Source organism: Nocardioides sp., from assembly GCF_047607365.1.
Classification (GTDB): Bacteria; Actinomycetota; Actinomycetes; order Propionibacteriales; family Nocardioidaceae; genus Nocardioides.
Genome location: NZ_JASGDD010000133.1, coordinates 14,296 through 38,125 on the forward strand (window position 1 = coordinate 14,296; position 23,830 = coordinate 38,125).

General features: G+C 71.9%; 23 protein-coding genes and 1 pseudogene. 17 read left to right on the forward strand and 7 right to left on the reverse strand.

The genetic code is table 11. The features are described from left to right. Nucleotides 1–6 precede the first annotated feature (6 nt). Complete coding sequence (locus QM572_RS10645; protein ID WP_415092856.1) at nt 7–798, forward strand: coniferyl-alcohol dehydrogenase; 792 nt, start codon at nt 7–9, stop codon at nt 796–798. Nucleotide 799: 1 nt separating this feature from the next. After that, entirely contained in the window at nt 800–2,200 is a 1,401-nt protein-coding gene (locus QM572_RS10650) for an aldehyde dehydrogenase family protein (RefSeq protein ID WP_415092858.1), read from the forward strand. Between the two features lie 32 nt (nt 2,201–2,232). On the opposite strand, the gene QM572_RS10655 is transcribed toward QM572_RS10650, so the two are convergent. Both QM572_RS10655 and QM572_RS10660 read right to left on the reverse strand, forming a co-directional pair. Next, entirely contained in the window at nt 2,233–3,813 is a 1,581-nt protein-coding gene (locus QM572_RS10655; RefSeq protein WP_415092860.1) for an acyl-CoA carboxylase subunit beta, read from the reverse strand. 22 nt (nt 3,814–3,835) lie between these two features. Further along, nucleotides 3,836–4,834, reverse strand: coding sequence for an MBL fold metallo-hydrolase (locus tag QM572_RS10660; protein ID WP_415092862.1), 999 nt, complete (start codon nt 4,832–4,834; stop codon nt 3,836–3,838). Nucleotides 4,835–4,931: 97 nt separating this feature from the next. Here QM572_RS10660 and QM572_RS10665 point away from each other — a divergent pair, with 97 nt between their 5' ends. Then, the gene (locus tag QM572_RS10665; protein WP_415092864.1) at nt 4,932–5,801 is read left to right on the forward strand and encodes an SDR family oxidoreductase; all 870 of its coding nucleotides are present in this window, start codon (nt 4,932–4,934) and stop codon (nt 5,799–5,801) included. Nucleotides 5,802–5,862: 61 nt separating this feature from the next. On the opposite strand, the gene QM572_RS10670 is transcribed toward QM572_RS10665, so the two are convergent. After that, nucleotides 5,863–6,624 (reverse strand): alpha/beta fold hydrolase, encoded by a 762-nt coding sequence (locus QM572_RS10670; protein WP_415092866.1) that lies wholly within the window; start codon nt 6,622–6,624, stop codon nt 5,863–5,865. 83 nt (nt 6,625–6,707) lie between these two features. Between QM572_RS10670 and QM572_RS10675 the strand changes: the two genes are divergently transcribed. After that, on the forward strand, nt 6,708–8,069 hold the full coding sequence (locus QM572_RS10675) for a wax ester/triacylglycerol synthase family O-acyltransferase (protein WP_415092868.1): 1,362 nt from the start codon (nt 6,708–6,710) through the stop codon (nt 8,067–8,069). A 3-nt stretch (nt 8,070–8,072) separates the two neighbouring features. Here QM572_RS10675 and QM572_RS10680 read toward each other — a convergent pair whose 3' ends face one another. The 4 genes from QM572_RS10680 to QM572_RS10695 form a co-directional block, all read right to left on the reverse strand. After that, nucleotides 8,073–9,224 carry an acyl-CoA dehydrogenase family protein gene (locus tag QM572_RS10680; protein ID WP_415092870.1) on the reverse strand — a complete coding sequence of 384 codons (1,152 nt, stop codon included), beginning with the start codon at nt 9,222–9,224 and terminating at the stop codon, nt 8,073–8,075. A gap of 10 nt (nt 9,225–9,234) precedes the next feature. Continuing rightward, nucleotides 9,235–10,386 carry an acetyl-CoA C-acetyltransferase gene (locus QM572_RS10685; protein ID WP_415092872.1) on the reverse strand — a complete coding sequence of 384 codons (1,152 nt, stop codon included), beginning with the start codon at nt 10,384–10,386 and terminating at the stop codon, nt 9,235–9,237. An 80-nt stretch (nt 10,387–10,466) separates the two neighbouring features. Beyond that, on the reverse strand, nt 10,467–11,099 hold the full coding sequence (locus QM572_RS10690) for a TetR/AcrR family transcriptional regulator (protein ID WP_415092874.1): 633 nt from the start codon (nt 11,097–11,099) through the stop codon (nt 10,467–10,469). Further along, the gene (locus QM572_RS10695; RefSeq protein WP_415092876.1) at nt 11,096–11,896 is read right to left on the reverse strand and encodes an SDR family NAD(P)-dependent oxidoreductase; all 801 of its coding nucleotides are present in this window, start codon (nt 11,894–11,896) and stop codon (nt 11,096–11,098) included. The genes QM572_RS10690 and QM572_RS10695 overlap by 4 nt, the downstream gene beginning before the upstream one ends. A 76-nt stretch (nt 11,897–11,972) precedes the next feature. Here QM572_RS10695 and QM572_RS10700 point away from each other — a divergent pair, with 76 nt between their 5' ends. The 13 genes and pseudogenes from QM572_RS10700 to QM572_RS10760 form a co-directional block, all read left to right on the forward strand. Continuing rightward, nucleotides 11,973–12,425 carry a MaoC family dehydratase gene (locus QM572_RS10700; protein ID WP_415092878.1) on the forward strand — a complete coding sequence of 151 codons (453 nt, stop codon included), beginning with the start codon at nt 11,973–11,975 and terminating at the stop codon, nt 12,423–12,425. Continuing rightward, nucleotides 12,425–13,156, forward strand: a complete 732-nt coding sequence (fabG, locus tag QM572_RS10705) for a 3-oxoacyl-ACP reductase FabG (RefSeq protein ID WP_415092880.1) — start codon at nt 12,425–12,427, stop codon at nt 13,154–13,156. Before QM572_RS10700 ends, fabG begins: the two co-directional genes overlap by 1 nt. Further along, entirely contained in the window at nt 13,153–13,929 is a 777-nt protein-coding gene (locus QM572_RS10710; RefSeq protein ID WP_415092881.1) for an enoyl-CoA hydratase/isomerase family protein, read from the forward strand. The genes fabG and QM572_RS10710 overlap by 4 nt, the downstream gene beginning before the upstream one ends. Next, complete coding sequence (locus QM572_RS10715) at nt 13,926–14,714, forward strand: enoyl-CoA hydratase/isomerase family protein (protein ID WP_415092883.1); 789 nt, start codon at nt 13,926–13,928, stop codon at nt 14,712–14,714. Before QM572_RS10710 ends, QM572_RS10715 begins: the two co-directional genes overlap by 4 nt. Further along, nucleotides 14,711–15,496: an enoyl-CoA hydratase/isomerase family protein gene (locus tag QM572_RS10720; RefSeq protein WP_415092885.1), complete on the forward strand. Its 786-nt coding sequence runs from the start codon at nt 14,711–14,713 to the stop codon at nt 15,494–15,496. The genes QM572_RS10715 and QM572_RS10720 overlap by 4 nt, the downstream gene beginning before the upstream one ends. 4 nt (nt 15,497–15,500) lie before the next feature. After that, nucleotides 15,501–17,111, forward strand: coding sequence for a class I adenylate-forming enzyme family protein (locus tag QM572_RS10725; protein ID WP_415092887.1), 1,611 nt, complete (start codon nt 15,501–15,503; stop codon nt 17,109–17,111). Nucleotides 17,112–17,141: 30 nt separating this feature from the next. Beyond that, nucleotides 17,142–18,827: a class I adenylate-forming enzyme family protein gene (locus QM572_RS10730; protein WP_415092889.1), complete on the forward strand. Its 1,686-nt coding sequence runs from the start codon at nt 17,142–17,144 to the stop codon at nt 18,825–18,827. Nucleotides 18,828–18,869: 42 nt separating this feature from the next. Beyond that, nucleotides 18,870–20,141 (forward strand): aromatic ring-hydroxylating oxygenase subunit alpha, encoded by a 1,272-nt coding sequence (locus tag QM572_RS10735; RefSeq protein ID WP_415092891.1) that lies wholly within the window; start codon nt 18,870–18,872, stop codon nt 20,139–20,141. After that, a complete protein-coding gene (locus QM572_RS10740; protein WP_415092893.1) occupies nt 20,141–20,674 on the forward strand; it encodes an aromatic-ring-hydroxylating dioxygenase subunit beta in 534 nt (177 codons plus the stop codon). Before QM572_RS10735 ends, QM572_RS10740 begins: the two co-directional genes overlap by 1 nt. Nucleotides 20,675–20,694: 20 nt before the next feature. Continuing rightward, nucleotides 20,695–20,937, forward strand: coding sequence for a hypothetical protein (locus tag QM572_RS10745; RefSeq protein ID WP_415092895.1), 243 nt, complete (start codon nt 20,695–20,697; stop codon nt 20,935–20,937). Continuing rightward, a complete protein-coding gene (locus tag QM572_RS10750; RefSeq protein ID WP_415092896.1) occupies nt 20,934–22,181 on the forward strand; it encodes an acetyl-CoA hydrolase/transferase family protein in 1,248 nt (415 codons plus the stop codon). The genes QM572_RS10745 and QM572_RS10750 overlap by 4 nt, the downstream gene beginning before the upstream one ends. 37 nt (nt 22,182–22,218) lie before the next feature. Then, nucleotides 22,219–23,430, forward strand: a complete 1,212-nt coding sequence (locus QM572_RS10755; RefSeq protein WP_415092898.1) for an acetyl-CoA C-acetyltransferase — start codon at nt 22,219–22,221, stop codon at nt 23,428–23,430. After that, nucleotides 23,427–23,830, forward strand: a pseudogene (locus QM572_RS10760) (hypothetical protein); the annotation flags it as partial. The gene QM572_RS10755 and the pseudogene QM572_RS10760, both read left to right, overlap by 4 nt.

A 23,830-nucleotide genomic window follows, 5' to 3' on the forward strand; every position in this document is an offset into this window, starting at 1 on the left:
GATCCCATGACCGACCACACGGGAAAGCGCTACGTGGTGACCGGTGCTGCCTCCGGCATCGGCCACTCCGTCGCGGAGAAGCTGATCAAGGCGGGCGCCGAGGTCACGAGCCTCGACCGCAACGACCCGACCGCCCCGGTCGCCCGGCAGGTCAAGGTCGACCTCGCCGACGAGGAGAGCATCGACGCCGCGCTCGCGCAGCTCGAGGGGCCGTACGACGCCCTGATCAACGTCGCAGGCGTCCCCGGCACGGCGCCGTCCGATGTCGTCTTCGCGGTCAACACCCTCGCGGTGCGCAAGCTCGCCGAGGCGTTCTTCGAGCTCCTCGTCCCGGGCGGAAACGTCACGGTGATCTCGTCGACGGCGGGCTTCGGCTGGCCGCAGCGCCTCGAGACCATCCGCGAGTTCCTCGCCACCGACACCTACGAGGAGGGTGCGGCGTGGTACCGCGACCACCCGCAGGAGGGCAACGCCTACAACTTCTCCAAGGAGTGCACGACGGTCTACGTGCACGCCATGGGCCTGGCGTTCCACGAGCTCGGCTTCCGGCTCAACGCCGTCCTGCCCGGGCCGGTCGAGACGCCGATCCTGCAGGACTTCCGCGAGACCATGGGGGAGGACACGATCGACGGGCTCGCCACCCTGCTCGGTCGCCATGCCAACCCCGAGGACATCGCCGACGTCGCGATCTTCCTCGCCTCCGACGAGGCCCGCTGGGTCAACGGCGAGTCGATCACCGTCGACGGCGGCACCGGCGGCGCGGTCCTGTCCGGCAGCGTCCCGATCCCGGAGTTCTGAGATGACGATCCAGGACGCGGGAGCCCGCGTCGGGGCCGAGGACCTCTCCGCCCTCGTCGCGCAGCTGCGGACGACGTACGCCGCCGGGCGGACCAGGCCGGTCTCGTGGCGGCTGGCGCAGCTGGACGGGCTGGAGCGCCTGGTCGACGAGCGCGAGAGCGAGATCGCCGAGGCGATCGGCCACGACCTCGGGCGCAACGCCTTCGACTCGTGGTTCGGGGAGATCGTCGGGCTCAAGGGCGAGATCGCCGAGACGCGCAAGCACCTGACGAGGTGGATGAAGCCCCGGCGCCACCCGATCCCACTGCTCCAGCAGCCGGGCTCGGCGTGGGTCCAGTACGAGCCACTGGGGGTCGTGCTGGTGATCGGCCCCTGGAACTACCCGCTCCTCCTGGCCCTCTCTCCGCTCCTCGCCGCGGTGTCGGCCGGCAACGCCGTCGTGGTGAAGCCGTCGGAGCTGGCTCCCGCGACCTCCGCGCTGCTCGCGCGGCTGGTGCCCGAGTACCTCGACGCCGAGGCGATCAAGGTCGTCGAGGGTGACGGGGCGGTCACCCAGGAGCTGCTCGCGCAGGGCTTCGACCATGCCTTCTTCACGGGCGGCACCGAGATCGGCAGGAAGATCATGGCCGGCGCGGCCGCGACGCTCACGCCGGTCACGCTCGAGCTGGGCGGCAAGAGCCCGGTGATCGTGGCGGCCGACGCTGACCTCGACGTCGTCGCGCGTCGGCTCGCCTGGGTGAAGCTGATGAACTCGGGCCAGACCTGCATCGCGCCGGACTACGTCCTCGTCGAGCGCCCGGTCAGGGACGAGCTGGTCCGCAGGGTCGTCGCGACGATCGAGGAGATGCGCGCCAGCGAGGCAGGGACCCAGCAGAAGATCGTCAACACCCGCCAGTGGGAGCGCCTCGTCGGCTATCTCGAGTCGACGAAGGGCTCGGTCGTCCGGGGCGGCGGCCACGACGCCGAGGCGGTGACGATCGAGCCGACGGTCGTCGTCGACCCCGACCGTCACGAGCCGCTGATGGCCGAGGAGATCTTCGGCCCGATCCTGCCGATCGTGACCGTCGACTCGCTGGACGAGGCGGTGGCGCACGTCAACAGCGGCACCAAGCCGCTGGGCCTCTACGTGTTCAGCAGGTCGAAGGCCCGTGCCAAGCGGGTGATCGACCGGATCCCGGCCGGCGGCGCGGTGATCAACCACGTCGCGCTGCACTTCCTCATCCCGTCGCTCCCGTTCGGGGGCGTCGGCGCGAGCGGGATCGGTGCCTACCACGGGGCGTACGGCTTCCAGACCTTCAGCCACCGCAAGTCGGTGCTGGCCAAGCCGAGCCGTCCCGACCTCCGCTTCATCTACCCGCCCTACACGGAGAGGACGAAGCGCCTCATGCGCCGGATGTTCTAGCGCCGCCGGGCCCGACGACCGGACGGTCTCCCTCAGATGGGGGAGACCGTCCGTCGCTTCTCCGGCACCCGGCTCGGCCGTCGCCGCGGAATCCGCTCCAGCGCCTCGGCCAGCAGCGCGCGGGTCTCCGACGGCGCGACCACGTCGTCGATGCCGAACCCGTCGGCCGCCTGATAGGGGTCGACGTTGGCCCGGAAGGTGTCGACCAGCTCGGCCCGTCGAGCGGCCGGATCCGGGGCGGCCTCGTAGTCGCGCCGGTAGGCGATGTCGACGGCGCTCTCGATCGGCATCGCGCAGATCTCGGCCGTGGGCCAGGCGAGCGACAGGTCGGCCTCGATGCTGCGGCCGCCGCCCATGACGATGTACGCCGCACCGTAGGCCTTGCGCACGACGATGCTGAACCGGGGCACGGTGACCTGGCCGAGCTCGAAGGCGAGCCGGCCGCTGCGCCGGACCAGCTGCTGCTCCTCGGCCGCGGTGCCGATCAAGAAGCCCGGCAGGTCGATGAGGGTCACCAGCGGGATGCCGAAGGTGTCGCACACGGCGACGAAGTGCGCCGCCTTCTCGCAGGCCGGGCTGTCCAGCGCCCCGCCGAGGTGGAGAGGCTGGTTGGCCACGAAGCCGACGGCGTGGCCGTGGATCCGGCCGAACGCGGTGACGATGTTGGCCGCCGCCGTGGGCCGGAGCTCGAAGACCGAGGAGTCGTCGCAGAGCGCCTCGATCACGTCGCGGACGTCGTAGGCCCGCCGCATCGACGCCGGCACCAGCGCGTCGACGTCGACGTCCGGCGCCGCGTGGGGACCGCGTGCGCGGAGCGGCTCGCCGTCGGCGTACGACGGGAGGAAGCTGAGATAGGCACGTGCAGCGTCCAGGGCCTCCTGCTCGTCGTCCGCGGCGATGTCGGCGACACCGCGAGCGGCCTGGGCGTCGGCGCCGGCGAGCGCCTCGTTGGTGGTCTCCTCGCCGGTCGCGGCGCGGACGAAGGAGGCCGCCGACATGCCGATGAGGCCGTGCCCGCGGAGCACGACGACGAAGTCGCAGAGCGCGGCGAGGTTGGCCGAGGCGCCGAAGCCCGGACCCATGAAGACGCTCACCGTCGGGACCCAGCCGGACAGGTCGACCAGACGCGTCAGCAGCCGCGATCCGGGGCCGGCGAGGCGTGAGTCGAGGCCCTCCTGCATCCGGTGACCGCCGCCGTCCATCAGCATCACCAGGGGAATGCGGTCGACGAGGCACCGCTCCACGCAGCGCTCGAGCTTGCTCATCCCGATCGCGCCGTTGCTGCCGCCGAGGACGGTGAAGTCGAACGAGGCGATCGCCACCGGCCGGCCGTCGACCCGGCCGACGCCGGTGACGACGCCGTCTCCCGGCGCGATGAGCGGCGGGGACCCCGGCTGGACCGGTCCCGGCCCGGCGAAGCGGCCGAACTCCTGGAAGTCGCCGCCGGTGAGGAGCGCGATCCGCTCGCGGGCGGTCAGCTTGCCCTTCGCGTGCTGGACGGCCACGGCCTCCGCCCGCGACTCGTCGCTCAGCTCGTCCGCCCGCAGCCGCAGCCGCGCGATGAGGGGCTGCGGGTCGGCCTGCTCGCGGGTCTCGCTCGCCTCGCTGGTCACGGTGCTCCTTCGGGTCGCCTGCTCAGGCAGCGTAGGACTCGACGAGGTCGGCCCGCTTCCCGAGGTCGCCGCGGGCGGCGAGGAGCTCGAGATGCTCGCGTACCTCCAGCACGGCGGTCATGGCGTGGACCGGCTCGAGCTCCTCGAGGGTGAGCTGCCGGCGCGTCCAGGTCATCCCCGAGGCCACCTCGAAGGCCGTGGTCGCCCCGCCGGCGACGCGGTCGGCCACCTCCGCGAGCCGTGCGTCGTGGTGGGCCAGCAGCGCGCGCGCCCGGTCGCGGACACTCGCCGTGACGGCGCCGTGCGCCGGCAGCAGCCGGCGATCCGGGCGCTCGGCATCCTCGCGCAGGGAGACGAGATAGGTCGCCAGCGGGTGCTCCTCGGGGGCCTGTTCGAAGCCCACGGAGGGCGTGACGCGCGGCAGGATGTGGTCGCCGGTGAAGACCAGGTCGTCGAGCTGGTAGGCCATGTGGCCGCGGGTGTGCCCCGGCGTACTGACGCACGTGACCTCCACGCCGCCGCAGTCCACCCGGTCTCCGTCGTCCAGCCAGGCATCGGGAGCGCTGAACGGCATGTCGACCTCCCAGCCCTCCAGCGGAAGGTGGTCGAGCGTGTCGGCCAGTGCCGAGGCCCCGGAACGGCGCAGCAGGGCGGCCTGGGCCGGGTGGGGTCCCTTCGACAGATCGAGCCGATCGATGCTGTGGCCCTCCTCGCGGCCGAGCAGGACCCGGGTGCCGTGGCGCCGCTGCCAGTCGAGCGCCTGGGTGTAGTGGTCCCAGTGCGCGTGGGTGACGAGGACCTGCCGGACGTCGCCCGGGTCGGCTCCCACGCGGCCGAGATGACCCAGCAGCGCGGTCTCGGTCTCCGGGCTCATCCAGCCCGGGTCGATCAGCGTGACATCGTGGTCCCCGAGGATCGCGTAGCAGTTGACCCATGGCAGCCCGGCCAGTGGCAGGGGGAGCGGCAGACGCCACACCCGTGTCGAGACCTGCTCCGGCTGGCCCTCGGCGGGATCCACCATGCTGACGCCCTTCTCAATCGTGTTTAACGGCGGATAGAAAATCTATCTCATATGTCTTAATCTGGATTCAAAATTCAGTCAAGCCAGTCTCAGGAGGATGAAGATGCCAGGAGTCGACGGACGGGTCGTGATCGTCACGGGAGCGGGCGGAGGTCTGGGCCGCGAGTACGCGCTCGATCTCGCCGCCAACGGCGCCCGTGTGGTCGTCAACGACCTGGGCGGCGCGCGTGACGGATCGGGTGCCGGATCGGCCATGGCGGACGAGGTCGTCGCCGAGATCCGGGAGGCCGGCGGGGAGGCCGTCGCCAACTACGACAGCGTCGCGACCGCCGAGGGCGCCGCGGGCATCGTCGCGACCGCCCTCGACGCCTTCGGGTCCGTCCACGGGGTGGTGAGCAACGCCGGGATCCTGCGCGACGCGTCCTTCGCCAAGCTCGACGACGCCGGCTGGGACGCCGTCCAGCAGGTCCACCTGTACGGCGGCTACTACGTCACCCACGCGGTCTGGCCGCTCTTCCGCGAGCAGGGCTTCGGCCGCATCGTCGTGGCGACGTCGACCAGTGGCCTCTACGGGAACTTCGGCCAGGCCAACTACGGCGCAGCGAAGAGCGGGCTGATCGGCCTGATCAACACCCTGGCGATCGAGGGCGCGAAGAACGACATCAAGGCCAACGCGATCGCTCCGCTGGCGGCGACCCGGATGACCGAGGACATCGCTCCCGCGGAGTTTCTGGAGAAGCTCCCCCCGGCCTTCGTCGCCCCGGTGGTGACGCACCTGATGTCCGAGGAGCTCGAGGAGACCGGCTCGGTCTTCGTCGTGGGTGGCGGGCAGGTCCAGCGGGTCCAGCAGTTCCAGAACAAGGGCGTCACCTTCGCCACCCCGCCGACCGCGTCCGAGGTCGCCGACCGGTGGTCGGAGATCACCGACATGGCCGGAGCGACCCCGGGGAGGAACCCGCTCGGCTGAGAGGCGGGCCTGGTCCGGCCGTCACCGCCGCGGGACGTCGGAGCGCTGCTCCTCCGCCGACTCAGGCGGTGAACTCGAGGATCGTCCGGGCGACGAGATCGGGCTCGTCGGACATCGGGATGTGGCCGACGCCGGGGAGGGTGACGACGGTGGGGGCGCCGACCTGCTCGGCGAGGGTGCGGCGGTAGGCGTGGGACACGAGGATGCGGTCCTCGGCCGACCAGGCGATGAGGACCGGACACGGGGCTGCGGGGGTGAAGGCGAGGTCGCGGGCCGCCGGCCGGTGGAGCGACTCCCGGAGCGCGCGACAGCCGGCGACGTCGGCGACGATCTCGTCGAAGGCTCGGGGACTCACCCGCTGGGGGCGGGCCACCATCGCGTGGAGCAGGGCACGGCGTACGCCGGGCGTCCGGCGGAACGGCCGCCCGGCCGGCGCGACGAGCATGCGGCAGACGCGGTAGGCGGCGGCGAACTGGGCGGTGAGGAGGCGGTCGAAGGGACTGCCGACCGGCCAGCCTCCGGCCGGGGCCAGGCAGACGACGGACCTGGCGCGGCCGCGGGCGGCGAGCTGGAGCGCGATCCAGCCGCCGAGCGAGTTGCCGACGACGTCGGGGGCCTCGATCCCGAGCCGGTCGAGCTCGGCCTCGACGAGGTCGACGTAGGTGGAGCTGGAGAAGTCCCGGGGGATCGGCCTTCCGTGGTGCCCGGGCAGGGTCACGACGTGGACCTCGCGCTGCTGCTCGAGACGGGAGAGGACGGGCGCCCAGGCCTGCGGCCCGGAGGACATGCCGTGGATGAGGATCAGCGGAGGGTGGGAGGGCATGGACATTTTCTATCTCAGAATAGATTATTGCGGCGACGTTTCAGGCGTCTCCCCTTGCTCCAGGAGGTCACCGCTTGTCCAGCATGTCCCTGAACGACGCCATGTTCTTCCTCGGCGAGTCGCCCGGAAAGCCGGCACACGTCATCGCGCTGCAGCTCTTCAGGCCGGTCGGCGACCTCGATCTGTCCGAGCTCTACGACGAGCTCCTCACGCTTCGGGTGAAACCGGCGTTCGCGCGGAAGCCGGTGCGCAGTCTGCGCTCGGCGACCACCATGGCGTGGGCCGACGACGACCTCGACCTCGACTACCACGTGCGCCACGTCGCCCTGCCGGCCCGTGGTCGCATCCGCGAGCTGCTCGAGCTGGTCTCCCTCGAGCACGGCGTCGTCCTCGACCGGAATCGGCCACCATGGGAGTTCCATCTCGTCGAAGGTCTCAGGGACGGACGCTTCGCCACGACGTTCAAGACCCACCATGGCCTCGCCGACGGCATGACCCTCGCCCGCCACATGCTCGCCAGTCTCTCGCCCGACAGGGACAGGCGTGACTGCCTTCCGCCGTGGGCCCAGCCCGATCCGGAGCCCGAGGCACCGGCGGACCGCCGTACGACGACGAGGGCCTCGGCGGGCCCCGGCGCGCGAGCGCGCTACGTCCAGAGGTCGGTCGTCGCCACCGCGAAGGCCGTCGGGGCGCTGCGCAGCCTCGCCGGCGACGCCCTCGGCAGGGTTCCTTACGAGGCGCCGCGGTCGATCCTCAACCAGCCCCTCACCGGCGCCCGTCGCTTCGCGGGCGACCACTGGTCCTATCCCCGGCTCAAGGCGGTCGCGGCCGCCGCGGACTGCCAGGTCAACGACGTCGCGCTGGCCATGTGCGGGGGAGCGCTGCGCGCCTACCTGACCGATCTCCGCGAGCTGCCCGAGGCCTCGCTGATCTCGATGGTGCCGATCTCCCTGCGCCGCGACCGGGACGAGTTCGACGCCGAGTCGGGCAACGCCTTCGGCGCCATCCTGTGCGACCTCCGCACCACGACGGTCTCCGCCGCCGAGCGGCTCGCCGGCATCGCCTCGTCCATGGTCCGCTCCAAGGAGCTCTTCGCCGGTCTGGGGACGGCGGAGGCGATCGCCCTGAGCCGGATCATCATGGGTGGCGCGGCCGTCGGGTCGATGACCCCGGCGCTCGCGCCCGAGCGGCCGCCGTTCAACCTGATCGTCTCCAACGTCCCGGCCTCCCCGGTTCCGCTCTACTTCAACGGCTCGGAGATGACCGACATCTATCCCGTCTCGATGATCTCCGAGCGGCAGGGCATGAACATCACCGTGACGCGGTACGCCGACACCATGACGTTCGGCATCGTCGGCGACCGGCGCCACCTGCCCAGCCTGCAGCGGATGCTGATCCACCTGGAGGACGCGCTTGCTCAGCTCGAGGCCGAGATCCTCGGGTGAGGCTCACCCGGCGATGTCGCGTCCGATGATCTCCTTCATGATCTCGGTGGTGCCGCCGTAGATGGTCTGGATCCGGGTGTCGACGTAGGCCTTGCCGACGGCGTACTCCCGCATGAAGCCGTAGCCGCCGTGGAGCTGGAGGCAGCGGTCGACGACGCGCTTCATCAGCTCCGAGACGTACCACTTGCCCTTGGCCGCGTCGACCGGCGTCAGCGCTCCGTCGTTGAAGGCGAGGACCTGGGCGTCGACGTATGCCTGAGCCATGTCGAGCTCGGTCTCCATCTCGGCCAGCGCGAAGCGGGTGGCCTGGAAGTCGATGAGCCGCTTCCCGAAGGCGGTCCGGTCCTTGAGGTAGGCGATCGTCTGGTCGAGCGTCGCCCGTGCGGTCGTGATCGACTGGTTGCTGACGCCGAGCCGCTCGCGCGGGAGGTGGCTCATGAGGTACTTCAGGCCCTGTCCCTCCTCGCCGAGGAGGTTGGCGACCGGGACGCGTGCGTCGGTGAAGTAGAGCTCGGCCGTGTCCTGGGCGGGCAGCCCGATCTTGTCGAGCTTGCGGCCGCGCTCGAAGCCCGGGGTGGAGTCGGCCTCGACCATCAGGAGGCTGAACCCGTTGGAGCCGCCCTCCGGCGTCGTGCGCACGGCCAGGACGATGAGGTCGGCCATGATGCCCGACGAGATGAAGGTCTTCTGGCCGTTGACGACGTAGTGGTCGCCGTCGCGGACCGCCGTGGTGCGCATGCCCTGGAGGTCGCTGCCGGTGCCGGGCTCGGTCATCGCGAGGGCGCCGATGAGGTCGCCGGAGGCGACGCCGGGGAGCCAGCGCTTCTTCTGCTCCTCGTCGGCCCGGCCGAGCAGATAGGCCAGGAAGAGGTCGTCCTGGAGACCAAGGGTCACGGTCAGCGAGATGGCGTTGGCGCGGGCGACCTCCTCGCCGACGACCAGGCGGTAGCGGTAGTCGGCGACCCCGCTGCCGCCGTACTCCTCGGGGATCTGGAGGGCGTAGAGGCCGGCCTCGGCCGCCTTCTTGAACAGCTCGCGCGGGATCCAGCGGTCCTCGTCCCACTGGTCCTTGTAGGGCGAGACCTCGCGGGCGAGGAACTCGCGCACGGTCTCGCGGTAGGCCTCGTGGTCCTCGGTGTAGAGAGTGCGCTTCACCGCGGGCCCTTCAGAGACGCTCGATGATCGTGACGTTGGCCTGGCCGCCGCCCTCGCACATCGTCTGCAGGCCGTAGCGGCCTCCGGTGCGCTCGAGGTGGTGGAGCAGGGTCGTCATGAGCCGGGCGCCGGTGGCGCCGATGGGGTGGCCGAGGGCGATCGCGCCGCCGTTGGGGTTCACCTTCGCGGGGTCGGCGTTGAGCTCCTGGAGCCACGACATCACCACCGGGGCGAAGGCCTCGTTGATCTCGACGGCGTCGATGTCGTCGATCGAGAGGCCGGCCTTCGTGAGGGCCCGCCGGGTCGCCTCGATCGGGGCGGTGAGCATCATCACCGGGTCGTCGCCGAGGACCGAGATGTGGTGGATGCGGGCGCGGGGCGTCAGGCCGTGGCGCTTCACTGCGGCCTCGGAGGCGACGAGGATGGCCGCGGCGCCGTCGGAGACCTGGCTCGACGCGGCGGCGGTCACGACGCCGCCGGGCGTGAGCGTCTGCAGCGTGGCCATCTTCTCCGGCGTGGTGTCACGGCGGGGGCCCTCGTCGACGCTGACGCCCTCGTACGTCGTGATCTCGCGCTCGAAGTGGCCGGCGTCGATCGCGGCGATCGCTCGGCGGTGGCTCTCGAGGGCGAACTCCTCGGTGGCCTCGCGGGTGATCTTCCACTTCTCGGCGATCAGCTCGGCCGCACGGAACTGGGAGATCTCCTGGGTGCCGTAGCGCGCCTCCCAGCCCTTGCAGCCGGTCCAGGGGTCGGTGGAGCCGTAGGGCTCCCCGGCCGGGAACGCGCTCAGGATCGGGAACTGGCTCATCTTCTGCACGCCGCCGACGAGGACGAGGTCCTGGAAGCCGCTCGCCACGCCCATCGCGCCGAAGCTCAGCGCCTGCTGGGAGGAGCCGCACTGGCGGTCGATGGTGACGCCGGGGACGGTCTCGGGCAGGCCCGCCGCGAGGGCCGCGGTGCGGCCGATGTCGCCGGCCTGGGCGCCGATGTTGTCGAGGCAGCCCCAGACGACGTCCTCGATGTCCGCGGGGTCGATCGGGTTGCGCTCGACGACCGTCCGGATGACGTGGGCGGCGAAGTCCGCCGGGTGGACGCCGGCAAAGCCGCCGTTGCGGCGCCCGACCGCCGTACGGGCGGCGTCGACGATGTAGGCCTCGGCCATGGGGTTCCTCCTTGGGAGTCCGAATAGATTTCTAATCTAGAATAAATTCAAGGACATCGCCAGAGACGACGCCGGACCGGTCATCGGAAGAGCGCCTGGCCCATGAACGACTGGGTGTCCTGGACCAGGGCGTCGAGGTCGCGATCGGCCGTCCACCACTCGACCGCCCAGTTGAGCGCGCCGATCAGCAGCATGCGCGCGATGCTCGGGTCGAGGTCGGGGAGGAGCAGCTCCTCCTCGTGGGCGCGACGCAGGAGCCGGCGCCAGAGGTCGTGGTAGGCCTCGCTCTGCTCGTTGAGCGCCTGCCGGACCGGAGGCGGCACATGGCCGGCGTTGCGGGTCACCGCCGCGGCGAAGTCGGAGAGCTCCAGCTGGATGCGGAGGTGCGCCTCGATGCCCGCCGCCACCTGGGAGGCGACGTCGCCGAGGTCGGACGCGATCGCCTCCTCCACGTGCTTGCGCACCCGCTGCTGGCCGACGCGCATCACCTCGGAGACCAGGTCGTCGCGCGAGTCGAAGTAGTAGTAGACGGCGGGCGGTCGGAGCCCGGCCCGCTCGGCGACCTCGCCGAGCCGCGTGCGCGCGTAGCCGCGCTCGGCGAGCACCTGCGCCGTGGCGCGCAGGATCCGCTCGCGCGTCGTGTCCGCCGGGGTCGTCGGGCGCGCGGTCCTCGACCGCGTGGGCCCGGTCCGGGCCGGAGTCGATCGGCTCATGGCATCGTGTAGCCGCCGCTGACGGCGATCAGCTGGCCGGTGACCTGCCGAGCCGCGGTGGGGGAGGCCAGCCACACGACGGCGTTGGCGATGTCCTCGGCCGACGTCAGCCGCCGGAGGGGAGTGTCCTTGAGCAGGTAGTCGACCTGGCTCTCGTTGAAGACCCCGTCCTGTCCGGCGGACCAGAGGCTGTCGCTGCCGACCGCCTCGGGGCCCTCGGGGACGACGAGTCCCGGGCAGACGACGTTGGAGCGGATGCCGTGCCGGCCGTGCTCGCGCGCCAGGGTGCGGGCCAGGGCCACCTCGGCCGCCTTGGTCGCGCCGTAGACCCCCTGCCTGATCTGGCCGAACGCCGCCTCGCTGGCCACGAAGACGACCGAGCCGCCCGCCTCGCCGGCGCGCATCGCGGAGACCGCCTCGCGGCTCATGTCGACGGCGGCGAAGAGGTTGATGTCGACGAGCCGCTGCCAGCGCGACCGGTCGTCGTCCTTGGCGAGGAACTCGCCCTTGCTCCAGCCGGCGTTGTTGACGAGCACGTCGAGGCCGCCCCATGCGGTCACCGACCGCTCCACCGCCGCGGCGGCGACGGCAGGGGAGGTGAGGTCCCCGGCATGGACGATCACCTCGGTGGCGCCCAGGTCGAGCGCCTCGGCGCGGACCCGCTGCGCCTGCTCCTCGTCGATGTCGGAGATGACGAGACGGGAGCGCTCGCGGGCGAAGCCGTGCACGATGCCGCGCCCGATGTTGGAGGCCCCGCCGGTGACGATGACGCGGGCGTGCTCGAGTCCGAGGTCCATGGTCCTCCTGTGATTGACGTCACCATGTATTCTAATCTATCTTCAATTCGAAAACCACTGATCGAGAGTGAGCGCAATGAGGGTCTTCGAGGGCATCGACGAGTTCGTGGCGGCGGAGGGCAGCGAGCTCGGATCGTCGGACTGGATCGAGGTCGACCAGAGGCGCATCGACCTCTTCGCCGACGCCACGGGCGACCACCAGTGGATCCACGTCGACCCCGAGCGCGCCGCCGGCGGGCCGTTCGGCGGCACGATCGCGCACGGCTTCCTCACCCTCTCGATGCTCCCGGTCATCTGGCATCAGCTCTACGAGGTCGAGGGCGTCCGGCTCGCGGTCAACTACGGCCTCGGCAAGGTCCGCTTCATCGCGCCCGTGCCCGCCGGGGCGAAGATCCGGGGAACGGCCGCCATCAAGGACGTCACCGCGCTCGACGGCGCGGTCCAGGCGACCGTCACGACCACCATCGAGATCCAGGGCGCCGAGAAGCCGGCCGCCGTGGTCGAGTCGATCGTGCGGTACATCGCCTGATGGGCGGCATCGTCGACGGGAGGCACGCGGTCGTGACCGGGGCCGCGCAGGGGATCGGCCTGGCGATCGCCCGCCGGCTCGCGGCCGAGGGCGCCCGGGTGACCATCGCCGACCTCGACGGGGACCGGGCCGAGGCCGCGGCCGCGGAGATCCCGGGCGCCGCGGGCATCGCCTGCGACGTCACCTCCGAGGTCGACGTGCAGGCCGTCGCCGACCGTGCCCTGGGCTCCGGCGGCCTCGACATCTGGGTCAACAACGCCGGCGTGACCAAGGACGCGTCGCTGCGGAAGATGACGCTCGACGATTTCGACCTCGTCGTCGGCGTCCACCTGCGGGGCACGTGGCTCGGGGTGCGGGCGGCCCAGGCGGCGATGCGGGAGAGCGGCGGCGGCAGCATCGTGAACATCTCCTCGCTGTCGGGGAAGTTCGGCAATCCCGGGCAGACCAACTACAGCGCGGCCAAGGCCGGCATCGTCGGCCTCACCAAGGCCGCGGCCAAGGAGGTCGCCCACCACGGGGTCCGGATCAACGCGGTCCAGCCCGGCCTGATCCGCACGCCGATGACCGCCGCGATGACGCCGGAGGCGCTGGCGGCCACCGAGGCCTCGATCCCGATGCGGCGGGCCGGTGAGCCCGACGAGGTGGCCGGCGCGGTGCTCTTCCTGGCCTCGGACCTGTCCAGCTACATGACCGGAGCCGTCCTCGAGGTCGGCGGCGGGAGAGGGATGTGACCGGGACCCCTGTCGTGCGGACCGAGGTGGACGGCCACGTCGGCCGGATCACCCTGTCCCGTCCCGAGCAGCTCAACGCCATCACGGTCCAGCTCGGCACGGAGCTCGAGGCGGCGCTCCGCGGGCTCGGGGCGGACCCCGAGGTCAACGTGATCGCGATCCGCGGAGCGGGCGGCAGCTTCTGCGCGGGCGGGGACTTCCACGAGGTCGAGCGCCTCCGCGCCGACGGACCCGCGGGACTGAGCCCGCTCTTCGAGCACTTCGCGGCGGCCTGCCGGGCCATCGCGGAGATCCCCGTGCCGGTCGTCGCCGTCGTCGAGGGAGCGGCCGCGGCCGGCGGGTTCGAGCTCATGCAGGCGGCCGACATCGTGCTCGTGCACGACGAGGCCCGCATCGCCGACAACCACATCCGGTTCGGTCAGGTGCCCGGCGGTGGCAGCACCCAGCGGCTCCCGCGGCTCGTCGGGCGCCAGCAGGCGCTCGGCCTCCTCCTCAGCGGAGACCGGATCAGCGGCGCCGAGGCGCACCGCCTCGGCCTCGCCTACCGGAGCTGGCCGGACGCCGCCTTCGACACCGAGGTCGAGGCCTTCCTGGGCACCCTCGCCGGACGGCGTCGCGACGCGGCCGTCGGCATCAAGCACCTCGTGTACGCCGGCCTCGAGTCCGACCTCGGGACCGGGCTCGGACTCGAGCTCGACGCCGTCGTCGCCCACATCTCCGGTGACGCCGGCGGCGCCGGTGTCACCGCGTTCGCCGCGAGGAGTCCCGCATGAGCGCCCCCGTCCTCTACGACGTCGCCGACGGCGTCGCCCGCATCCGGCTGAACCGTCCCGAGGCGTCCAACGGCCTCGACGTCGAGCTGCTGCGCGCGCTCAACGACGCCGTCCTGGCGGCCCATGGCGAGCCAGGCGTGCGGGTCGTCGTCCTCAGCGGCGAGGGACCGAACTTCTGCGCCGGCGGCGACGTGAAGACCTTCGCCTCGAAGGGCGAGGAGCTCCCGGCGTACCTGCGCGAGGCGACCGCCTGGCTCCAGATCGCCACCGCGTCGCTGCTGCGGCTCAAGGCCCCGGTCGTCACCGCCGTACACGGCTTCGCCGCCGGCGGCGGTGGCCTCGGCCTGGTCTGCGCCTCGGACATCGTGGTCGCCACGCGCTCCGCGAGGCTCTTCTCCGGCGCGGTCCGGGTGGGGATGGCGCCCGACGGCGGCAGCAGCGTGACGCTCGCCCAGATCGTCGGCGTCCGCAAGGCCCTCGAGCTGCTCCTGCTCAACCCGACGCTGAGTGCGGAGGAGGCGCGGGAGATCGGCCTGGTGAACCGGGTCGTCGAGGACGGCGAGCTGGCCGACGCCGTCGACGAGCTCGCCGCCCGCCTGGCCGCCCTGCCACCGCTCGCCGTCGCGGCGACGAAGCGGCTGGTCTGGGACGGTGTCGGCGCGTCGATCGAGGCGCGCCTGGGCGAGGAGGCCCGCGTCGTCTCCGAGCTCTCCGGCACCGCCGACGCCCGCGAGGGGCTGGCCGCGGTGATCGAGCGGCGCCGTCCGGAGTTCACCGGCTCATGAGCCCGACCGAGGTGGTGCTCACCCGCGACACCGGCGCCGTGCGGGTGATCACGCTCAACCGCCCCGAGGTGCGCAACGCCATCGACTGGCCGCTGCGGATCGCCCTCGCCGAGGCCCTGGAGAAGGCCGATGCCGACGGCACCGTCCGGGCGGTCGTGCTCACCGGCGCCGGCGGCGCCTTCTGCTCCGGGGGCGACGTCGCGACGATGGAGCGCCTCCCCGAGGAGCAGGCACGTCCTCGTGCCGAGGCGGCCCAACGCGTCGTACGCGCGATCTGGCGGACGCCGAAGCCGGTGCTCGCCGCTGTCGAAGGGCCCGCCTACGGCGCGGGTACCTCGCTGGCACTGGCCTGCGACCGGATCGTCGCGAGCTCGACGGCCGCGTTCTCGACCTCGTTCACCGGGGTCGGGCTGGCGGGCGACATGGGCATCTTCGCCAGCCTCCCGGCCCGGATCGGCCCCGCCCGGGCCAAGCAGCTGATGCTCCTGCCGGCGCCGATCACGGCCCCGGAGGCGCACGCCCTCGGCCTGGTAGACCGCCTCGTTGAGGAGGGCGCGGCGCTGGAGACCGCGTGCGCGGAGGCCACCCGCCTCGCCGCCGGACCGCCGCTCGCCTTCGGTGCCATCAAGGAGCTGCTCGGCGCCACCCCGGCCGCCCCGCTCGACGTGCTCGACCGCGAGGTGGAGTACCAGGTCCGGCTCTTCGACAGCGACGACTTCGCCGAGGGAGTCGCCGCCTTCCACGAGAAGCGACGCCCGGTCTTCCGCGGCATCCAGGAGTGAACCCATGTCCCTCACCGAGTCCTTCGTCCCCGCCGACACCTCGAGCCCGCTCGCGGAGCTGACGGTCGGCGGGCTCCTCCAGGCCCGGGCGAACGAGCATCCCGACCGGCTCGCGCTGGTGGGCACCCGGCATGGCACCGGCGAGAGCGTCCGGCTCACCTATGCCGACCTCTGGGAGGAGGCCGGGCGGGTCGCCACCGCGTTGTCGAAGGTCGCGCAGCCCGGCGACTTCGTCGCGCTCTGGGCGCCCAACGTCGTCGAGTGGCCGATCGTCGAGTACGGCGCGGCACTCGCCGGCGTCGTACTCGTGGCGCTCAATCCCGTGCTGCGGAAGGCCGAGCTGGCGTACGCCGTCGCGCACTCGCGCGGCACCGTCCTGCTCCACGCCGACCAGAGCCGGGACTACGACCTGGCCGCCGTCGTCGCCGAGCTGGCCGGCGACTTCCCCGACCTGGTCACCATCAGCCTGAGCGAGACCGACCGCTGGCGGGCCGCCGAGCCCGACGCCGCCGTGGTCGCGGCCGCGCCGACCGACCCCGGCCTCCCGGTGATGCTGCAGTACACCTCGGGCACCACCGGCAACCCCAAGGGCGTCCTGCTCCGGCACCGCTCGCTGGTCAACGTCGCCAAGCTGACGATGGAGGCCGTGGGCGTCCGGGGTGGCGCGGTCTGCGTCAACCCGCTGCCCATGTTCCACACCGCCGCCTGCGTGATCGGCACCCTGGGGCCGACGTGGGTCGGCGGCACCGAGGTGCTCATCGAGCGCTTCGCGCCCGATCCCGTCCTCGACGTGCTCAGGGACGAGCAGGCGTCGGTCCTCTTCTACGTGCCCGCGGTGCTGGGGGCTCTGCTGGAGGCCCAGCGCTCCCGGGCCGAGCCGGCCCAGCGGATCGAGGTCGTGATGGGCGGCGCCTCCAACGTCCCCGCCTCGATGATCGAGGCGGCGGAGTCCACCTTCGGCGCCTCGGTGATCAACCTCTTCGGCCAGACCGAGCTCGCTCCCGTCCTCACCGCGACCCGCCCGGGCGACAGCCGTGAGGACCAGCTCGCGACGGTCGGGCACCCGCTGCCGCAGGTCGACTGCAAGGTCGTCGACCCCCTCACCGGCGCGGTCCAGCCCCTCGGCGTCGAGGGCGAGATCTGCGCTCGCGGCTATCAGCAGCTCGTCGAGTACCTCCACGACCCGGTCGCCACCGCCAAGGCGATCGATGCCGACGGCTTCGTGCACACCGGCGATCTCGGCTGCCTCGACGAGCGGGGCTACCTGCGGGTCACCGGCAGGCTCAAGGAGCTGATCATCCGCGGTGGCGAGAACATCTCGCCGGTCGCCGTCGAGACGGCGCTGATCGCCCACCCTGCGGTGCTCGAGGCGAGCGTGGTCGGACTGCCCGACGAGCGGTGGGGCGAGGTCGTGGCCGCCCTCGTCAGGGTCCGCGGCGAGGAGCCGGCCGACCTGCGCGCCCAGCTGGAGGCGCACGCACGGGAGCGTCTCGCCCCCTTCATGGTCCCGACCCGGTGGTTCGCCGCCGGAGACCTCCCCGTCACCGCGACCGGGAAGGTCCGCAAGTTCCAGGCCGTCGAGCAGATCCTCGCCGGCAGCTATCGCGAGCTCTGAGGAGCACCGCACCCTGAGGAGGGACGAGGGATGAAATCGATACAGGAGCGCAGGGAGGCCCTGGAGGCGCGCTTCGCGACGTGGACGCCGACGACGCTCGACGCCTGGCTCGACCGGTGCGCCGCGGCCTACCCCGACCGGCCGTTCGTCATCACCGACGAGGTCACGCTGACGTACGCCGAGTTGGCTGAGCAGTCGCGCGTGATCGCCGACGCCCTGGTCTCCCTGGGCGTCGGGCCCGGCGACCGCGTCGGCATGCTGATGGCGAACTACCCGGAGTTCGTGCCGTTCAAGTTCGCCATCGCCCGCACGGGCGCCACCGCGATCCCGTTCAACTTCCTCTACCGCACCGAGGAGCTCGGCTACGTCCTCGCGCAGTCCCGATGCTCGGTGCTCCTGACGATGACCGGGTTCGCCGGTCTCGACTACCTCGAGATGCTCGACACGATCGCGCCGGGGTGGGAGAAGGCGAGCGAGCACGCCGGGCTGGAGCTGCGTCACGTCGTGGTGCTGAGCACCGACGGCCGCGACCGCGCCGGCGCTACGACGTACGCGGAGCTGTTCGAGCTGGGCTCGTCGCATCCGGGCGCGGCCGCCGCGCCCACCCATGGACCCGACGACATCGGCGACATGCTCTACACCTCGGGAAGCACGGGCTCGCCGAAGGGCGTGCTGGTCACCCACGACGCCGTCCTGCGCACCGGCTACGCCTCCGCGCTCACCCGTGCCTACGGCGACGGTCGCCGGATCCTCTTCTCGCTGCCCTGCTATCACATGTTCGGCTACGTCGAGGGCATCCTCTCGGCGATGTACGTCGGCGGCGCGGTCGTGCTGCAGACGAGCTTCAGCGCCGAGGGCTATCTCGCGGGCATCGAGCGGCACCGCGTCAACGACATCCTCTGCGTGCCGACCATGGCCGTGGCGATGGTCGAGAGCGAGGCCCGCGAGCGCTACGACCTCGGCTCCCTGACGGCGATCCTGTGCGGCTCGGCGCCGGCGCCGGTCTGGCTGTGGCAGCGCGTGGAGCAGCTCTTCGGCGTCAGCGAGATCGTGACCGGCTACGGCATGACCGAGTGCGGGGGAGCGATGACGCTCACCCTTCCCGAGGACGCGCTCGAGCTGACCTCGACCACGGTCGGACGCCCGAAGCGAGCCGGCTCCGCGGGAGTGCCCGGCTCGGGGGACCTCACCGTCTACTCGACCGTCGACCCGGTCTCGGGGGAGGCCCTGCTCCCAGGCGAGATCGGCGAGCTGGTCTCGTTCGGGCCGACCACGATGCTCGGCTACTTCGACAAGCCCGAGGAGACCGCCGCGGTGCTCGGCGAGGACCGCGTCCTGCACTCGGGCGACCTCGGCCGCGTCCGTCCCGACGGCTACCTTGAGCTGACCGGGCGAAGCAAGGAGCTGTACAAGAGCGGCGGCGAGCTGGTGATGCCCAAGGAGGTCGAGGACGTCCTCGCGGCACACGAGGGCGTCAGTCAGGTCTTCGCGATCGGGCTCGTCGACGACCGCTGGGGCGAGATCGGCTGCGCCGTCATCGTCCCGGTCCCCGGCACGGCCCTCACCGAGGAGGACGTGATCGAGCACTGCCGGGCTCACCTGGCGCGGTTCAAGGTGCCCAAGAGAGTGGTCTTCCTGGCGCCCGCGGAGCTGCCGACCACGCCGACGGGGAAGATCCAGAAATTCCGCCTCGTGCAGATGCTCTCCTCGTCATGACGTGTTAATCTAAAATAGATTAAACAACTGAGGAGGCATGTCATGACGTCGGTCCTGCCATCGGAGTCGTCCCTCGACGGGCGCTTCGATCGCCTGATCCAGCCTGACAAGGTGCACGGCACGCTCTACACGGATCCGTCGATCTTCGCCGAGGAGCTGCGGAGGATCTGGTTCAGGACGTGGGTCTTCGTCGGTCACGAGAGCGAGGTGCCGCAGCCGAACGACTACGTCCGCAAGAAGTTGGCCACGCAGGACGTGATCATGACGCGGGCGGCCGACGGCCAGGTGCACCTGCTGATCAACCGCTGCGCGCACCGCGGCCTCCAGGTCTGCGACGACGCGCAGGGCAACTCCAGCTCGTTCCGCTGCCCCTACCACGGGTGGACCTACCGGAACACGGGCGAGCTGCTCGGCTACCCCTACAACAAGGGCTACGGCGGCAAGAACCAGCTCGCCGGGCTCGGCATGGGCCGGGTCCCGCGGGTGGCCTCCTACCAGGGCTTCGTCTTCGGGTCGATGGCCGAGGACGGTCCGAGCCTGATCGAGCACCTCGGGGCCGCGGCCGGCGAGATCGACCGTCTCGTCGGGCTCTCGCCCGAGGGCACGGTGTCGCTCGACGTGGGGTGGCTCGCCCACCGCACCCGCTCGAACTGGAAGTTCCTCGCCGAGAACGAGACCGACGGCTACCACCCCCAGTTCGTGCACGGCTCGATCTTCGGCGTCACGGGCAGCCCGATCGGTGCGCTCTACAGCGATGCCTCGACGGCCGTCACCCGCGCGCTGGGAGGCGGGCACAGCGAGAACGACCTCCGCCCCGAGTTCCGCTCGTTCGCCGAGCCCATGCGGTGGTTCGGCACGACGCCGGACCGCGTGCCGAAGTACGTCGCCGCCATGGAGCAGGCCTACGGCGAGGACGCCTCACGCCGGATGATCGAGGGCGCGCCCCACGTGATGATCTTCCCGAACCTCTTCATCGCCGAGATCCAGGTCTTCAACATCCAGCCCGTCGCCGTCGGCGAGTGCACGCAGTACGCCACGGCGGTCCAGCTCGGCGGCGGGGAGGAGCTCAACCGCCGGATGATCTCGCAGTCGATCGGCTCGGTCGGTCCCGCCGGGATGCTGCTCGCCGACGACACCGAGATGTACGAGCGGAACCAGCGCGGGGTCGAGATGCTCGATCCCGAGTGGCTCGACGTACGCCGGGGGCTCGGACGGGAGCGGACCGACGACGCCGGCTTCACGATCGGCGCCGCGACCGACGAGACCGGCATGCGCGGCTTCTGGAAGCACTACAAGAGCCTGATGGAGGCGTGATGACGCTCCTCGACAGCCGCACCGAGACGCTCGAGCCGACACCCGACGGCTGGAGCCACGACGAGGTCGCGCAGTTCCTCTATCGCGAGGCCCGGCACGCCGACGAGAACGACTACGACGCGTGGGAGGCGCTCTGGACCGACGACGCCCTCTACTGGGTCCCGGCGAACGGCGCCGACACCGACCCGGAGACCCACGTGGCGGTGATCTACGACAACCGCAACCGGATCTCGACCCGGCTCAAGCAGGTCCGGACCGGCAAGCGGTACGCCCAGGCGCCGCCGTCGGACCTGCGCCGGATCATCGGCAACATCGAGCTCCTCGGCGGACGGCGCAACGGCGCCGGCGATCTCGACCTGGAGGTCGGCGCCAACTTCCTCGCCTTCGAGTCCCGGCTCCGGGTCAACGAGCTGTGGGGCGGCCGGGTCACCTACCGCCTGCGCCGGATCGACGGCGAGATCCGGCTCGCCTACAAGAAGGTCGTGCTCGTCGACAACGACAAGCCGATCCCGACCATGGCCTTCCTGATCTGAGCGCGAAGGTGGGAATCCACATGGGTGATCGCGGTCCGCACGACATCCCCGGCATCGGGCCGGTCGTCGGCAGCGAGTTCGCCGAGATCTCGGTCGACGTCGACGCGTGCGGGAACTCGACCCGGCTGCGGATCGAGGACCTCCGCACCGGCCGGGTCCGCTTCCTGGACGCCCTCGAGCTCGAGGCGATCGTCTGGCTCGCCGACGGGCACCTGGTCGAGCTGCTGGATCCGTCGGCGGATCGGTGGCGCGACCGGTCATGACGCTCGACCTGCGGCAGTACGTCCGCCCGGGGGATCTCGTCGTCTGGGGCCAGGCGTGCGCCGAGCCCCGGATGCTCACCCGCCTGCTGGTGGAGCAGGCGCCGGGCATCGGGCCGGTGCGGTGCTTCGTCGGCATCCCCGCGGACTCCTCGGTCCAGGGCGAGCTCCCTCCGGAGCTGCGGGTGCTGTCCTACTGCGGCACCGGGACCAACGCGGCGCTCCACCGCGCCGGCCGCCTCGAGATCCATCCGGTGCACTACTCCACGTTGCCGTCGCTGCTGTCGGTCGGGGCGCTGCGCGCGGACGTCGTCCTCGTCCAGGTCTCGCCCCCCGACGCCGACGGCGACCACTGCCTGGGCCTGGCCGACGACTACTTCTCCGCGGCGATCGACACCGCGGCGACGGTGATCGCGGAGATCAACCCCCACGTGCCGTGGACCCCCGGCGCGCGGCGCCTCCCCGCCGACCGGATCACCGCCTCGGTGCGGTCCTCGGAGCCGATCGCCGAGATGACGACGCCGATGTTCGATGCCGCGACGGCGCGGGTGGCGGCCAACGTCGCCTCGATCGTCGAGAACGGGGCGACGATCCAGTTCGGGATCGGCGCGCTGCCCTCGGCCGTCCTCCAGGCGCTCCACGGCCACCGCGACCTCGGCATCCACTCGGGCATCGTCAACGACGCGGCGATGGACCTCATCGAGGCCGGGGTCGCCACCGGCGTACGCAAGACGCGGGACCGAGGAGTCGCCGTCGGCGGCCTGCTCGGCGGCAGCCGCCGCCTCTTCGCGTACGCCGACCGCAACCCCGCCCTCGGGCTGCGCCCGACCAGCTACACCCACAGCCCCGAGGTGCTCGCCACGTCGCACCGGATGACCGCGATCAACGCCGCCATCGAGGTGGACCTGACCGGGCAGGTCAACGCCGAGACGATCGGGCCCCGCTACGTCGGCGCGGTCGGGGGAGCCGTCGACTTCCTCCGCGGCGCCGCGCGGTCCGAGGGCGGTCTCCCGGTCATCGCGCTGACCTCGACCGCTCGGGGGCGGACCCGGATCGTCCCGCGCCTCAACGGGCCGGTCTCCACCCCTCGTTCGGAGCCGGTCGTCGTCGTGACCGAGCACGGCATCGCCGACCTGCGCGGGCTCGCCCTCGAGGAGCGGGTCGACCGCCTCATCGCCATCGCCGACCCGGCGCACCGGGCCGAGCTCGACCGCGCGGCGGACGACGCTCTGACGCTGGCCCACTGACACCTCGCTGACACCCCACTGAGCCCCAGGAGCACCCATGAGACGAGTCGCCATCGTCGAGCCCGTCCGCACCGCCGTCGGCGGCTTCGGTGGCAGTCTCCTGCCGGTCAAGGCCGAGGACCTCGCGGCCCAGGTGGTCAAGGCTCTCGTCGAGCGCACCGGCGTCGACCCGGGCCGGATCGACGACGTCGCGTTCGCGCAGTCCTACGCCAACTCCGAGGCGCCCTGCATCGGCCGCTGGGTCGCGCTCAACGCGGGCCTGCCGATCGAGGTGCCGGGCTTCCAGATCGACCGCCGCTGCGGCGGCGGCCTCCAGGCCGTGGTCACCGCGGCGATGATGGTGCAGACCGGCGCGGCCGACCTCGTCCTCGCCGGCGGCGTGGAGTCGATGAGCAACATCGAGCACTACACCACCACCGCGCGGTGGGGGTCGAGGTCGGGCAATCAGACGCTCTACGACCGGCTCGACCGCGGCCGCGAGCGCTCCCAGCCGTCGTGGCGGTTCGGCGAGATCAGCGGGATGATCGAGACCGCCGAGAACCTCGCCCGGGCCTATGACATCGGCCGCGACGAGGCGGACGCGTTCGCCGTGCGCAGCCAGCGGCGCGCCGCTGCCGCATGGGAGAGCGGGGCGTTCAAGGACGAGGTCGTTCCCGTCGAGGTGCCGCAGCGGCGGGGCGACCCGGTGACCTTCGACCACGACGAGGGCATCCGTGCCGACTCGACGGTGGAGTCGCTGGGCCGGCTGCGGGCGATCATGCCCGAGGGCACCGTGACGGCCGGCAACGCCGCCCAGCAGAACGACGCCGCGTCGGCCTGCCTCGTCGTCGCGGAGGAGAGGCTGGACGAGCTCGGCCTGGAGCCGATCGGCTGGTTCGAGGGCTGGGCAGCCGTCGGCTGCGAGCCCTCGATGATGGGCATCGGCCCCGTCGGGGCCGTCCAGCGGCTCTTCGCCCGGACCGGCGTGGGCTTCGACGACCTCGACCTGATCGAGGTCAACGAGGCCTTCGCGGTCCAGGTGCTCGCCGTGCTCCGGGGCTGGGGACTCACGCTGGACGACGTCGAGGACCGGCTCAACGTCAACGGCTCGGGCATCTCCCTGGGCCACCCCATTGGCGCGACCGGCGTCCGCATCCTGACCACGATGCTCCGCGAGCTCGACCGCCGCCAGGGCGGCCTCGCGCTCGAGACGATGTGCATCGGCGGCGGGCAGGGGATCGCCGCCCTCTTCCGCGGGGTGGCCGCATGACCGGCATGAACGGGCTCCTCGGCTACGCCACCTACCTCCCGGCCTGGCGGACGGACCCGCGCGGCGGCGACCGAGCCACCCGCGTCGTCGCCGCCTTCGACGAGGACGCCACCACGATGGCGGTCGAGGCGGCGGCCCGCGCGCTGGGGGACCGTGAGCCGGCGACGGTCGAGTCGCTCCTGCTGGCGACGAGCAGCCCGCCGTACGCCGACAAGACCAACGCCACCGCGGTGCACGCGGCCCTGGGCCTGTCCCCCAGCGCCTTCGCCGCCGACCTCGGCAGCACGGCACGGTCGACCTTCGCCGCGCTGCGCCTGGCGGCCCTGGGCGGCGGCCTGGTCGTCGCGTCGGACGTCCGCGTCGGGCGCCCGGGCTCCGCCGACGAGCGCGGCGGCGCCGA